Raw genomic sequence first — 13,859 nt, forward strand, 5'->3', positions numbered from 1 at the left:
CTTTGTTTATTATTTATCCAGGAATCCGATAGACTGTAAAATATCTTCTAACTGATTAATTCTATCTCTCATGTTATCAATGATTTTTGCTGTCTTTTCATCATAAGTAGTAGTAACAGGATCTGACATCGCTGGTGACATTGCTTTTTGCTTTGCTAATGATATCACACCGCCTTTTGCATCCATAACAAAAAGACTTGGGACTCCCTCTTTCTCCGACACATAAAGCTGAACAGCTCCCAAATCTGAAGCAACCTTTGGAGCCATCCCCCTCTGAATCGCCAGTACATGAGTCCCTCCCTCTCCTATTGGAGAACCTTCAACATCTTCTATTCCACCAATTAGTGTATTACCATTCAAAATAGCGGCAAAATTATTCGAAGGGGAAGTGCTATTACCATTTACCTTACTAACAAGAAAGCCAATATCTTTTGAAGATCCGTCTCCCCAATCAGTATCATTTTGTATTACTAAAGAGGCTCTGACTTTCGTTACTCCCGATATATTCTTTTCAGAATTTCTTACCAAAACAGAATAACTATCTTCTTTTGTTTCTCCCATACTCTCTGCACGAAGTGCTCCACCACCGGAATCAGAAGATGAACCAATTATTACTTTAGAAGTAGTTGATTCGTGGTAAATTTCTCCTTTCGCTCCTTCTGCCCATGCAGCATCTGTACTTGTAAATGACTTCCAAACTGTTCCATCAAACCCCTCGAAGTCAGCACCACTCCATCGTATTGTCCCCTGATTCAAAGTGGAGGTATTTCCAACTCGTAACGCTCCGTTTACTTCTAATTTTTCAGATGGACTCAGCGTTCCAACACCTATTGAACCACTATCTGTAATCACTGTTTTACGATTCGATCCAATTGCATCATCGCCATGAATGATAATATCCCCCCCCAAACGCTGCAGATGTAAAGAAGAAGTCGTGAGACTTAGTGTATCCCCGATGTATTCTCCTTCCCGTGCCTGAATCCCCTGAGCATCAAAAACAACACTCCCTGTTATTGGGCCAACATTAACGATACCTGTATTTTCATCAAGAGCTATTATGGAATTAGGATCCGAAGCAGGTAAGGAAACATGTAACTTCGTTTGCGGATCCGGCTCGTTAACTCCAATATTTCCACTTCCCGTAATCAGCAATCTTTCCATAGCGTTATCCAAATCACTTTGAAAAGACAATCCTCCATTTCTTGAGGAATCCGGATCATCAACATGCCCAATTGACCAACCATTATTCGCTACTGTAGCTGTATTCAATACCTTCACTCCTGTCAGGGAAGAAGGATTATTGTCTTCTACATGTAATTTTTGCCGGGGGTTTAAGGTTCCGACACCAATATTTCCCGTTGATTCTTTTATAAAGAGTCTGCTGATACTTCCGTCTGCCGTTTCCTGTGAAAAATTAAGTCCCGTATTGTTTTCTCCCGTTGCCGGATTAAGATCAACAGACCATTTATTTATGCCACCGGAAGTATACAGGCTTATTAGTTTTTCTGCAGCGCCTTCAGCTGCAATTCCCAACCGGGAAGTGGGCTCTGCCACCCCAATTCCGAAACGTTTTATCGCACTATCCGGTCTATAAACATATACCCCATCTTCAACCTGATGTACATAGGAGTCAATCAAATCAGCAAATTCCTCTTGTGTAGGGATATCTCCTGTTTCAAAAAAACTATACAAACTCTCTCTGGATACTATCGCCATGGTATTTCTTTTTTAATCCATTTATATCTTATTCTCCCAACGGAGTACCGTCTCCTACTATAAAATTCTGTCCTACCCTTGATCCACCTACTCCATTCTTCACCGGATTCGGCGTTTCCCTTTCATCGCACGAACAATCGACAAGAATATCGGGGTTTGTCACCACATTATCATCGCATTCGCAATCATCAGTTTCCAACACATGAATAATATGCTGTTCTACTGATGTCAGTATGGATGCGGCTGATTTTACCACGGCAACATCAACTGCCGTATATGTCGCATTTTGTGTAATCTGATCCATCTCAAAACAGGTCACATAATCCACATAGTCGCGCTCTTCTATGAAATTCAGGATCACAGATGCTTCTATCTTTCCCCCGAAGGATATATCAATCGAATCATACGCCCAGGGAGCCAGGAATCCTTTAATTTCATCATTCAGTTGTCTGGTGTAAAAACCTGCATCAATTCCCGGATTAAACCGAACATTAAACCGTACCTGAATTTCTTCATACACCGGATTTTTAACGTATAAACTCACAGCCGGTGGCATAATTTCCGAAATGAAAGCATGTATATCATCCAACAGTGTAAGACTTGTTTGTGGTTTAAGCAGGTTTACTGCGTTTTGATTTCGCAGATTTGATACTACTACCAGTGAAACATTTCCGGGTGCAATTTCCCTTATATCTGACGGAGAAATATATTTTGTGTGATTAATACACTTGACTTTGTACACATTGGGGAATCGTTCCAGAATCAATCGCTCATAATCCCAGATCATTACCGCACGATTCTTATGTCTCAATCGCTCACTTATTCTGATATAAAAGTCATCATCGCTTTCTTCGGCTCTTCCTCCAAAAGAAGCAAAAGGCTGCATCACTTTTTTAATTCCTGAAATACCGTTGGTAAAACCTGTTATGCTATCAGCGGGAAGCGCCTGTTGATAATGTTGTTCATCTGTACCGTTTTCGACAAACTGAGCTACCTGTGCCTGTGCTTGTACAGTTACCAGATCACACACAGCCCTTGTATTTTTATCGACAGATGCTTTCAACCATACATAACCTGAAGGTAAAATAGTATTGGTTGTATTCAATGCCTTTGGTAAATCAAATACGATTATACCGGAAGTAAGAAATCCTTTTGTACCGTCCAAAACAATTCTATCCTCCGGTAAACGATACCACTCATTGTCCGAAAGGTAACTCCATTTCAACTTTTGAACCGGTAACCCCGGATCTGCACTTCCCTCCGCAACTTTAAACAGTACTGACAATACACCCGGAACCTCCAAATCAGTTATACCTATATACAAAGTACCTTCATCATTATAGTCCGGTACCAGTTTGGCAATAGGTGTCTGGTTAAACAAGTAGGGATGTATCTCTCTGAAACCGAAGGGCTCAATATGATAATATGCTGTTTCCCGGTTTGTGTAGCTTTCCTCTGACTGATTAACTACAGAATTCTGAAGATCTAGAGTACTTTTGGCTCCATAACTAACAGAAAGTTCCGAAATTGTTGGTGTATAAGGTTCATTAGGTAGCTCATTCCCTTCTGTACCATTTCTGGCGGCATTAATTGCCTGTGTTGCATAAGAATTTTGATAATCGGCATGCCCGAAATCTACATTCTGCAATTGAAGACGTATAAAGCCTGCCTGAGAAGCGACTGTGTAGCTGTCAATTTCAGTATCAATCTTTGCGTTATAACTATTTAACGTAGAGTTATTGGTTACTGCTATCTGTCGAAAACTCTCCAGTTTAGTACTACCAAAAAAATAAGATATGAGACTAGTATTCATTAAAAGTCCGGACGAAGATACAACAGGAGTATAGGTAACCGGTTCTTGCTCAAACAAACGAGCTACCCACGAAGTCCAGGGAAGTAATTCTTTCCAGTTACGTCCTTCCAGAATATCAACCTGAACTTTAAAATTATTATTGGTTCTTCGTTTAAAAAGGTTAGTTATTGCCGGAATATAATGGTTGTAATACTCTAAAAAACCAGTACTACCTTCCGGTAAACCTTTCCAGGTGATATTCATTCGAAGTGACGTTAATCGTTTTCTAAAAATCTCCTGACTCCCGATATAAAAAGAAGACGTAAGTTTTGGCCGTGGTCCGAAAGGTTGAAATGGATTAGAAGCATCTAATACTCCATTGTCATTCTGTAAAACTAATTCTCTGACTCCTTCTACATTTACATCCAGCCGGGCTGTTTGTATTTCCAGACCTTTCAATTTCTCATAAATGTAGGGGGAAGAGATTGAAAGCGTATTAAGTGTCACTTTGACTACCGGAAGATTTGTATCCAGCTTCTCTTCAAAATTAGCAGAATTGAAAGCTACTATACCAGGTTGATCTTCCGTTAAAGTTCGCTGTATAATAATAGTATTCGATCCTGGAGCCCCCAAATAGGTTGTATCTATTGGTAATTTTGCCGGGGAATCAATCGGATGGACCCATTCCTCTTCTCCACTAAAAGCAACAGTAAAGCAATCTGATAATAGAGCATTTGTGAGTCCGTTCGTTGTATTAACCGTCAAAATAATCTGTATTGTTCTGTTTCCCTCAGCTAGAAATAAAACCGGGGAAGCCAAAGCGAACCCAATCTCTGCCTGCGGACGATCTGCTCCTAAAATACTAAACGGAGCAGCCGGATTACTTATGTTTCCAAAAGTTCTCCATTTGGGTTCGGGAGACTCAATTTCTTTTCCAAGACCATTTTCCGAATTCGCTACGGGAGACGCATAAAGCCGACCATCATTACTTTTATTATAAAACAAAGCTTTAAAAGATGCTGTACGAGCTTTGTTGACAATAAGATTTTTGGTTGTTCGGTACGATATCTCTTCCCCAGCACTGTCTGTTCCTGCAGCCAGTCCCGTATTTTCAGGAACGACAACCCGGGCGACATTTTTTGCCAGCTCAAAAACCACGTACACCTGATCCGGAACAGGGTTTCTCTTTTCCAACTTCAGAACATCTTTGTAGTAAAAATCAAGATGCCTCTTCGAGAAAGTATTGATTGCATCCTGTGCATAGCGAAACAGTTCCAGAAAAGCGATAAATAGTGCATAATGTGGTTCTGTTTTCTGACCTACCTCGTCAATCAACTGACCTACCATTAATTCTTTCCAGGATCCATTTTTCTGATTATTTGCATCGTAATACTGAATCCGCTCTGCGAATTTATCTGTAAAGTCAATCAGATCCTTCATGCTCCGCTCATCGACAGAAACATAGTCCGGGAGTAAAGACTTTATAAGTCTTTGCTGCTGGCTTGTTCCATCTCTGAACAAAGGGTTGCTATTCTCACATGTACTACTCATTATCCTTCAATATCAGTGCCTTCTTTCAAATAAAACGGGTAAACAATATTATATCGGGAGTTTGTCGATAATACTGTATAATAAACGATTATATCAATCCGTCCTTCAAGCGGCCGTTCATTGTATTCAACTTTCGCCAGCTGAGCACGTGGTTCGTTTTTTATAATAGCTACCCGTATCTGTTCAGTAACAAATGTTCTGAAGTTTGAATCCATTGAATCAAATACATAATTAGTCAGATTCGCTCCAAACTCAGGTTGCATAACCCGTTCTCCCAGAGTTGTTTGCAAAACAATCTCTATACTACTCCGTATGTTTTCTTCTGCTTCGGTCATTACTACCTGCTTTGCAGTCTTTGAAAACGTCACAGGAAACCCCCATCCTCTTCCTAAAAATGCTTTTTTTGTATCTATGAAATCGGTCATATTATCCTATAATTACAGTTAATTCACCTATAGCTGCGGAAGCTCCACAACCACATACATCCCCAACTCTCAAAGCAGGCTTCCCTCCTATCAGAACCGTCTGGCTGCCATTTACAAACGGTGATGTCTGCAAATGAGGAGTATTGACCGGAATCGCACATACATGGTTATCTCCCAACACTGCTGCCGGCATTCCTGCAATTAAAACAGTCGCTTCTCCGGGACCTGTAATGGTTCCTCCGTGTGTCGTTGTATCTAATACTCTGGCTGCTGAAGGCATTTCACTCTAATTTATCATTACTAAAGTTCCTGAAACTTCCGTATTTCCTCCGGAGGAGTTTAGTTTAGCCCCTGTTCTTCCGGCAGCTTCAAAGGTTCCGGTAGAATCAAGAGAAATGTTAGCTCCTTTCAGGTTTATGTTCTGTTTGGCTTCAAAAGACAGATCTTTACTGCTGTAGACAGAAATTCCGTCTTTGTCCATAGTGATCGTATTTCCATGCGCATCTTCGATCCGGATATACGCTCCACTACTATCTTCTTTGTCCGACAGAATTACTTTTTGTTCTTCGGGAGTAGCAATTGTAACAGTATCTGTAGCTTCATCAAACGTGAGGTTCATATTGTTCCGCGCAAAAAAACCTGTTATCTCGCTACTTGAATCATCAGATTCATCGGTCATTTCAGGAGGAGCCAAATGACTGTAAATACTACCCAAAACAATCGGTTGACGGGGATCATCATTTAAAAAACCTAAAACAACATCGTCTCCTACCTCCGGTTTAAAGTAAACTCCTCTGTTTTCTCCCAATCCGGTTCCGGCAACACGTGCCCACACTCCGTTATCGGTATCATTTACCAGTGGAATTTTTACTTTCACCCAGTAATTACTGTCATTCCCATCTTCGGTTTCTACAGAAAGTACCTGTCCGATAACTAATCCGTTAACAGCCGGAAGCAATCCGGAAGCAGGTTCCTGTACAATGTCATCGTACAACTCTGCAAACCACTCCTGACTAAAGCCAATCTGTAATTCTGTATACCATCCACTATTGGATGTAAATTGGTTCATTACTCCGGACACAAAAGCTATTCCGTTAAACTTATCTGAGATTTTACCCAAATCAATCAGAACTCCCGGCTTTATTTTTTCCCAACCGTCAATTTTCAGAGTTCCTCTTATTTTTTCAAGATGACTTCGCATCAACTTGGAGTACGCCCATGATTTCAATTCCGCATTACCTAACTGTCCGGAATGTTGTAATGGGAAATCTGTTACTCCCAATACTTCGGAAAGGTCAGACGAAGACAAATTTCCTTGCTTGGTTGAATCAGCACGTGACACGTCTTCAGAGACAATTTCTCCCGTACCTGAATCAAAGCAACGTGCCGTTACTTTATCATACTGCCCTACTGCGTTTAACTCCAGATCAAATTCATAAATATTTCCACCAAAAGATAAGTTAGCGATTGGTTGTTGCAGAAAATCCGGCTCAGCAACTCTCAGTACACCATTTTCAGTAAAAACCAGACGACCTACTGCATCAGCTCTTGAAACCAGAAAATCCCAATCCGTACAGAAATACTGCACCATTTCTCTGTGCTTCTGGCTTCTCTCGGCATTCTGTTCAGCCGGGACTTCAACTTTCTTTAGTCCTGCTATCGGATCAGCATACTGTTCCGCAATATTTTTGATGATCTCAATATCCGTTTTATCAGCAAACAAACTGTTTTTCCTCTCTGCTGTCAGCTTTACTGCCACGTCTTTTAATTCGAGGCAAAGCTGTGTATTTCCATTAGCGAGTTGTTTGACTTTCTGTTTTATAATAATCCCTGCAAATAATACATCTTCAAAATCATCATGCCGAATTTTTATTGACAATTCATTCCCCGGGTTAAAATCATTGCTCTGACTCGCTGAAAAACGCTGTTCCGAAACACTCCCATCCAGCAAAACAAGTTTAGCTGTAGGAATTTTATTAATACTATTCATCGTTACTACAGAACTAACACCATAGGTATTCGTAAGCTCCCTGGTAACACGTTGTCCGGCTTCCTTTACAGTTACGAAAAGTGACAACGAATAATAGGAACTTCTATTCTTTGGGGTTGTATTTGCTTGTAAAAATGACATTGTTACTACTTTCTATTTGATCGGTGGAAATATGAGTTCGGTTCCCGGAACCAGTTTTCTGAAATTCTTTAACTTATTTACCTCTGCAATCTGCATATACATAGAAGCGTCCCCATACTCTTTAAAACAAAGGTTCGGTAGCGTATCTCCTTCCTTCACCAGAATTGCTTTTGTAAGATCCGGAGATAATAACTTCATCGCTTTTTCAACAAGAGACACATCTGAGGATTCCAGAATGGTTACATCCATCTCCGCACGAAGCGGAATACCTTCCGGACTGAACATGGTGTACTTGACATTGGCAGAAGACAGTACGCCTGTCATAAGAAATGTGCCCCATACCACCATCATATACATCGGTTTATGATGATCATTTGTCTTACCTACATCTCCATCTAAAGCTGAACTTACAACTCCGGATTCACTCCAGTTCCCTACTCTTGCGCCAAGTGTCAGAAAAGCCTCCACTTGTGCTACCACGCTATTGAAATCGGGAATATCAGCCAGATCAATTCCTAAACCGGATAAATTACTGGGAGAAGCATTGGTTCCGTCAAAATATAATTTCAGGCTTAATGATTTGGGCTTAATGCGAAGGAATTTTTTGTCCAGATTCCCGACAATCATTCGTTCCTCAGAATCGTAATCCAGCGCATGATTCAGATTATAGCTTTCCGGATTATACATTGGCGTAAACGGAATACCTACTCCCGGTATATTCTTATCGGGATAAAAGATAATCGTCATTTTTGTCAGTTGTCCTCTCGGAAAAGCCATGTCTATCGTTCCTTTTTACTTTTAACTATTTCTTCAACCATATTCACTGTCATCTGAGCCCTGTTTGCGCGCTTTTCAGCTTCTCTGGGGGAGTTCGGTTCAGCATTCGTTGCCGGTTGGGCAACGATTCCCCTGATAACAAGTTCTTTTATTACAATCGGCATACGTCACGTTGTATTTAGGTTCCTACTTCCAGACGGGTATAATACTGGTAAGAAAGTTCAATGGTCTCCGCCATGATTCCATTCTTCTCAGCATCAAATCCTTCAATATTCCACTTGGAAGGCCAGGCATTCACAAACTGCCAGGATTCCAGCGGCTCGTGGTTTTCGTTTAACAGGTTTACAGTAACCGTAATCGGTTGAAACTTAAAATACTCAATTGCATCTCTGAACCACCCGATTAATTCCGAGCCAACCAGTAAACCTCTCTTCAAGACAAGATTATCATAGGTAGCTCTCTCCGGAAGACGATGTGTAAATCGGTTTTCTCCCCCTTCTTTGATTTCAAAACTGTTCGGAATAGAAGCATTTAAACCCGATACGGATTGAAAGCCTGTTTCCTTCTCCGTTCCCAGCCCATCAAAAATGACGCTGAAATGAAACCCCGCCGGTGGATATCGATTCACCATTACCCGATTGCTTCAACGGTTAAACCTTCGTGACTTAGCTCAATCTCCTCTATCGCAACCTCATTCGATGTCGAATTTAGCCCCGGACCTGTCACTTTTGATGGCCAGGCATTGAATACCGTCCAAACCATTAACGGCTCATGGTTTTCGTTCAACAACGAGATCGTTACATCACGGCGCTCAACCTGATTCAATCTGATAGTAGCTAACCATTGATGAAATTCATCATCACCTTTCAAAATTCCTCTTTTCAGATTGATATTTGTAAATTGTGGAATTCCGGGCATTTTCGTTACCTGATAGGACTTATAACTTCCCTCTCGGTAATCGATCGGTTGGATTTCAATATCCAAACCGGAAACCTCTGTAAAACCTACTCTTGATCCTCCCCATTCTACCTGAAAATGGAATACGGATACAGGATAATTTGCTGCCATATTAACGTTATTAGTTATACTTAATTAATCTATTTTATTCCTGAATGTAATGCGTGAAACGTAGTATGATAAACTCAGCCGGACGAACGGCTGCCACACCTACTTCTATGATCATTTCTCCGGCCAGTACATTTTCCATGGTCATGGATGTACCTACACCAACATTAACAAAGAAAGCTTCCTGTGCTGTTGCTCCGGTCAACCCTCCATCTTTCCAGACACCTGTCAGGAAGTTGCTAATCATGGCCTTTACATTTACCCAGGTATTTGCATCGTTGGGTTCAAATACAAAGCGTTCTGACGCTCTCTTTATGGATTCTTCGAGATAAATAAACAAGCGTCTTACATTAACATATCTCCACTCGTTACTATTACCTTCCAGCGTTCGTGCTCCCCAAACAATAGTCCCTCTGCCCTGAAAATTTCTGATGACATTTATTGATTTACCGCTTAAGGCATCCACATTTAATTCTCCCTGTTGTTGGTTTGTCACCCTAACTGAGGGGCCTATTACATTGCGTACTCCGACATTAGCCGGTGCGCTCCATACTCCTTTGTTAGTATCAACTCTTGCATAAATCCCTGCTATCGTGCCGGAAGGGTTTAACATCACTCTGTATCCAGCTACAGCACTCATTACTTCTGTATAAACAGAAGGTTGATTATCTCTGAGATAATTGAGGTTACCACCGACAAATTCTGTAGAAGGATCATTGTATCCATCCGCCATTTTTGTCATAGTAGTCTCCAGTTCATACAAGAGTTTCTGTAACGCTGTTTTTAATGCATTCGCATTTGTCTTATCGGTGGTTGTTACAAAATCTGCAGCTTCAGATACAGCAAGTACCATTTCTCCTTCACTACCTACAGTATCTACCAAAATAGCCTCTATAATATCACCGGCCAATTCAAATTCTGGAGGTAAATCCCCGACAAGATTACCTGCCGATGTAACATTAGCATTAACAGTTGTAACAATCGATTGTACAGCCTTGGCATCTTCCTCTGATAATGTTTCGGTTGCTACCATCAGGTAGCTCAAAGCATCTTTTGTCCCTTGCAGAGCTTTAGACACATCTGTATTAAAATCCCTTACATCGTCAAAAGCAGTATCGGGGACACCATTTATTGTATATGACGCAACCTGTATTAATAATGGATTCGTTCCATAATTCAACGTGGTATCCAGGTAAGGATAGTAAGCTGCACCATAATTTAGGTTGTCGGGGCCCACACAATTATTCCGGAAAGTGTTTCCGTCCGAAACCGGAGCAGGAGTTGCCGACTGAGGCACATCCATCACTGTAAAACGATTTTTCATTCCTTCACATTGCGCAAGAGCATCCTCATAAATAGCCTTACGGTCCAAATCAGATAAATCAGCAGATACTGCATCGGGAACAACCAAGAGTGTTACCTCACTGATTTTCTCCAGTGCAACCAATCCTTTTTGTAACGCACCCTTTTTAATCGTTATTGCTGAGTAGACACCAACGGGAACGATCCAACACGGACCTCCTCCATTAGCAAAGTACATTTGCAGGTGATAATACATCCTGAAATCAGAATCAGCAGTATCCTGATTTACTGTAATGGTTCGCGTCTCAATAACAGATGAACTCGTTACAGGAATATCAGCAGTATCAGCAATGTTGATAGAAAACGGCTGTGCATAAGCCCCGCCAAATAGACTTTCGTACTCCAGCATGGATGTAATGCGTACAGGGGTACACATTGGAACCCCTAGCCCATCACGTTCTGCTTTTTCTACATAACCAATGAACGCAGGTATAGCTGTTGAAACGCCTGCTACTGATGGAGGGAGCGAATTTATTTCTCTGATATAAACGCCCGGTGTTGCTATATTCATACTCATAATTCTTTGTATTATATTTTCGTATTATCAGGACTCCTGTTGAATGAAGTGTGAAAATTTCAAAATGATAAACTCCGAAGGCCGGGATGCTGCCAGTCCAATTTCAACAATCATTCGTCCTTCCAACACATCCTGTATGGTCATTGTTTTTCCGACTCCTACACTTACAAAGAATGCTTCTTCGGTAGTAGCTCCAACCAGCCCTCCGTTTCTCCACAGTAAAGTCAAAAAGGAGTTAATCATAGACTCAACTCTTTTCCATGTGACAGCACTATTGGGTTCGAAAACAACAAACTGAGAAGCATTTTTCACCGATTGCTCAACAAATAAGAACAAACGTCGTACATTGATAAAACGCCACTCGTTGCTATTCCCGTCCAACGTACGCGCTCCCCATACTAACATTCCTCTTCCCTCAAATTGGCGAATTGCATTGATTGATTTTCCGGATACTGTATCAATATTCAAGAGAGCCTGCTCCTGATCTGTTAACAGCACCGAAAGCTCTCTGACATTTCTGATTCCCACATTAGCTGGAGCTTTCCACACACCTCTCTGGTTATCAACCCGTGCGTATATTCCGGCCATGGATGATGACGGGTATAACTCTACAAAAAATCTATTCAAGACTGCCACAATCTGGTTGTACAGTGTCGTATCCGCATTTTTTACAGCTTCTAAAGAATCCCCTTCAAAATTTGAAGAAGCTCCTCTTGAATCTGAAACAATTTCTACTCCTGAGTCATCAAAAGCATAGTGCTGCGTGGTTATCAGTCCGGGATAATAAGAGGCGCCGTACTTCAGACTATCCTGACTGACATTCTTATCTCTGAAATTAGCAGCATCATTAAAAACTGTTTCCCCCGAAGTATGAAGAACATCCAATAACGCAAACCGATTTTCCATCTTCGCACAATGCGCCAACACTTCATCATTTAACGCCTTGATTTTAGCATCATCAATGACTCCTGCATTTGTGAGTTTTATAATTTCCGGAATATTTACCAACGTGATCTCATCAATTTTCTCCAATTCATCCAGACCTGCTGAAAGACTCGTTTCACTAATTGCATTAATATCTCCACTTCCATATTTACCAACCGAAACAACATAACAAGTCCCTCCCCCGTTGGCATAAAACATCTTCATCTGGTAGTACAGAATATAAGGAGCAAAGGCAGAATTAGCTGGATTAACCGGATTAACCGGATTAATATCAATAACCGGATCTCCTGCGGTTCCTGAAAGTTCAACCTCATAAGATTGTTTAAACGGTCCTCCAAACAGTTCCTCAAACTCCAACATTGAGGTAATCCTAACTGGTTTGTTGACCAATGTTACACCATCTTTCTCATCCTCTCCGGTGTATCCCACAAATCCTGGAATAGCGGTTGCAACTGCTGCTACAGAAGACGGAAGTACCGAAACTTCTTCAACGTAAACCCCTGGAGTTCTATATTTTGCCATGCTATTTATTTTTTAATTACTATTTCTATTTTATATATACACAAAGACATTACTAACATTCGGTTCACCAACATCTTCGTTAACAATGTTGACAACAGGATTAGACAGATTACTGACTAATGTAGATCGGACTCCATCCTGCTCCCGAATAAACCGAAGCTTCTTACGAGGTAACTCCGATAAGGGAATAAGTTGTTCCGAATCAAAAACGACAACCGGATATCCATTCATTTCGTCATTATTTGTCTGCACAAATGAGTATTCTCCCAACTGATCCTCTACAGAAAATACATAGTCGTCTGCGCTCATATTTTTTATCACAAAATGGTAACGCCAATACGATTGTTTTGTAGTGAACTGAGCTTTAAAGGATGATGCCAGTACCTCTTCTGTCAAGGTAATACGAATAAGTCCAAATGCACTTTGTCGTTTTACCTGTTCATCCACATAGATTTGTTTTGTTATCACCTCCGGATTATCACTCAGAGACGTTTTGAAATCATAGACACCCTCAGGATACTTTGAAAGATCTACCGGATAACGGAATTCTTTTTCTGCCGTTCGGGGTATGGTATCCGGGTCTGGAATTTCCAACGGGATTATGTTTCCTGCTTCATCCCTGATCTCCAATTGCCCCAAAGCTTCCGGATTTTCTGATTTTTGCGGAAATATATAGGTAAATACCTTTGATTCTGCCCCCGGCAAAATACCCGGAGTAAGTTCGGATGTTAACCCTGAATTTTTAAACAGTAATAAGTCCCCGGATGTATAGTCCTCCCCTCCAACATTCAAATCCGTTATATTAAAAAAACGGGTTCCTTCTTTCAATACCAACATGAACCGCAATTCCTTTTCCGTAAATGGTACAAAAGGAGCTGCCGTATAGAAAACCCTAAACCCGGTTTCATCTGATCGAAACAGCATTTTATTCTCTTTCAACCAACTCATTGTATCACGGGTAGGTAGAATAGAAAAGTCAGGAGTCTGACCGCTGGTGTAATACGAGTGGTCTAACGTTACCTGAAATGCTATTCTATACGATCTGTTCATTACTTC

The 13,859-nt window shown here is 41.0% G+C and carries 12 protein-coding genes; all 12 read right to left on the reverse strand.

Going from position 1 to position 13,859, the window contains the following annotated elements; all coding sequences use genetic code 11:
- Positions 1-9: 9 nt before the first annotated feature.
- Genes ABDZ97_RS10785 through ABDZ97_RS10840 form a run of 12 tightly spaced genes read right to left on the reverse strand, consistent with a single transcriptional unit; the run spans position 10 to position 13,853 of the window.
- Positions 10-1,716, reverse strand: a complete 1,707-nt coding sequence (locus ABDZ97_RS10785) for a hypothetical protein (protein ID WP_343787459.1) — start codon at positions 1,714-1,716, stop codon at positions 10-12.
- A gap of 28 nt (positions 1,717-1,744) precedes the next feature.
- Positions 1,745-5,059 (reverse strand): baseplate J/gp47 family protein, encoded by a 3,315-nt coding sequence (locus ABDZ97_RS10790; RefSeq protein ID WP_343787461.1) that lies wholly within the window; start codon positions 5,057-5,059, stop codon positions 1,745-1,747.
- A complete protein-coding gene (locus ABDZ97_RS10795; RefSeq protein ID WP_343787463.1) occupies positions 5,059-5,484 on the reverse strand; it encodes a GPW/gp25 family protein in 426 nt (141 codons plus the stop codon). Before ABDZ97_RS10795 ends, ABDZ97_RS10790 begins: the two co-directional genes overlap by 1 nt.
- Position 5,485: 1 nt before the next feature.
- A complete protein-coding gene (locus ABDZ97_RS10800; RefSeq protein WP_343787465.1) occupies positions 5,486-5,764 on the reverse strand; it encodes a PAAR domain-containing protein in 279 nt (92 codons plus the stop codon).
- Between the two features lie 6 nt (positions 5,765-5,770).
- A complete protein-coding gene (gene vgrG, locus ABDZ97_RS10805; RefSeq protein WP_343787467.1) occupies positions 5,771-7,615 on the reverse strand; it encodes a type VI secretion system tip protein VgrG in 1,845 nt (614 codons plus the stop codon).
- Positions 7,616-7,627: 12 nt separating this feature from the next.
- The gene (locus tag ABDZ97_RS10810) at positions 7,628-8,392 is read right to left on the reverse strand and encodes a CIS tube protein (RefSeq protein WP_343787469.1); all 765 of its coding nucleotides are present in this window, start codon (positions 8,390-8,392) and stop codon (positions 7,628-7,630) included.
- A gap of 2 nt (positions 8,393-8,394) precedes the next feature.
- Entirely contained in the window at positions 8,395-8,556 is a 162-nt protein-coding gene (locus tag ABDZ97_RS10815) for a DUF5908 family protein (RefSeq protein ID WP_343787471.1), read from the reverse strand.
- A 14-nt stretch (positions 8,557-8,570) separates the two neighbouring features.
- Positions 8,571-9,023, reverse strand: a complete 453-nt coding sequence (locus ABDZ97_RS10820; RefSeq protein ID WP_343787473.1) for a phage tail protein — start codon at positions 9,021-9,023, stop codon at positions 8,571-8,573.
- The gene (locus tag ABDZ97_RS10825; protein ID WP_343787475.1) at positions 9,023-9,460 is read right to left on the reverse strand and encodes a phage tail protein; all 438 of its coding nucleotides are present in this window, start codon (positions 9,458-9,460) and stop codon (positions 9,023-9,025) included. The genes ABDZ97_RS10820 and ABDZ97_RS10825 overlap by 1 nt, the downstream gene beginning before the upstream one ends.
- Positions 9,461-9,494: 34 nt before the next feature.
- Positions 9,495-11,330: a phage tail sheath family protein gene (locus ABDZ97_RS10830; RefSeq protein ID WP_343787477.1), complete on the reverse strand. Its 1,836-nt coding sequence runs from the start codon at positions 11,328-11,330 to the stop codon at positions 9,495-9,497.
- Positions 11,331-11,363: 33 nt separating this feature from the next.
- Positions 11,364-12,803 carry a phage tail sheath family protein gene (locus tag ABDZ97_RS10835; RefSeq protein WP_343787479.1) on the reverse strand — a complete coding sequence of 480 codons (1,440 nt, stop codon included), beginning with the start codon at positions 12,801-12,803 and terminating at the stop codon, positions 11,364-11,366.
- Positions 12,804-12,833: 30 nt separating this feature from the next.
- The gene (locus ABDZ97_RS10840; RefSeq protein WP_343787481.1) at positions 12,834-13,853 is read right to left on the reverse strand and encodes a hypothetical protein; all 1,020 of its coding nucleotides are present in this window, start codon (positions 13,851-13,853) and stop codon (positions 12,834-12,836) included.
- Positions 13,854-13,859: the final 6 nt, after the last annotated feature.

Source organism: Wandonia haliotis (genome assembly GCF_039523435.1).
Classification (GTDB): domain Bacteria; phylum Bacteroidota; class Bacteroidia; order Flavobacteriales_D; family Crocinitomicaceae; genus Wandonia; species Wandonia haliotis.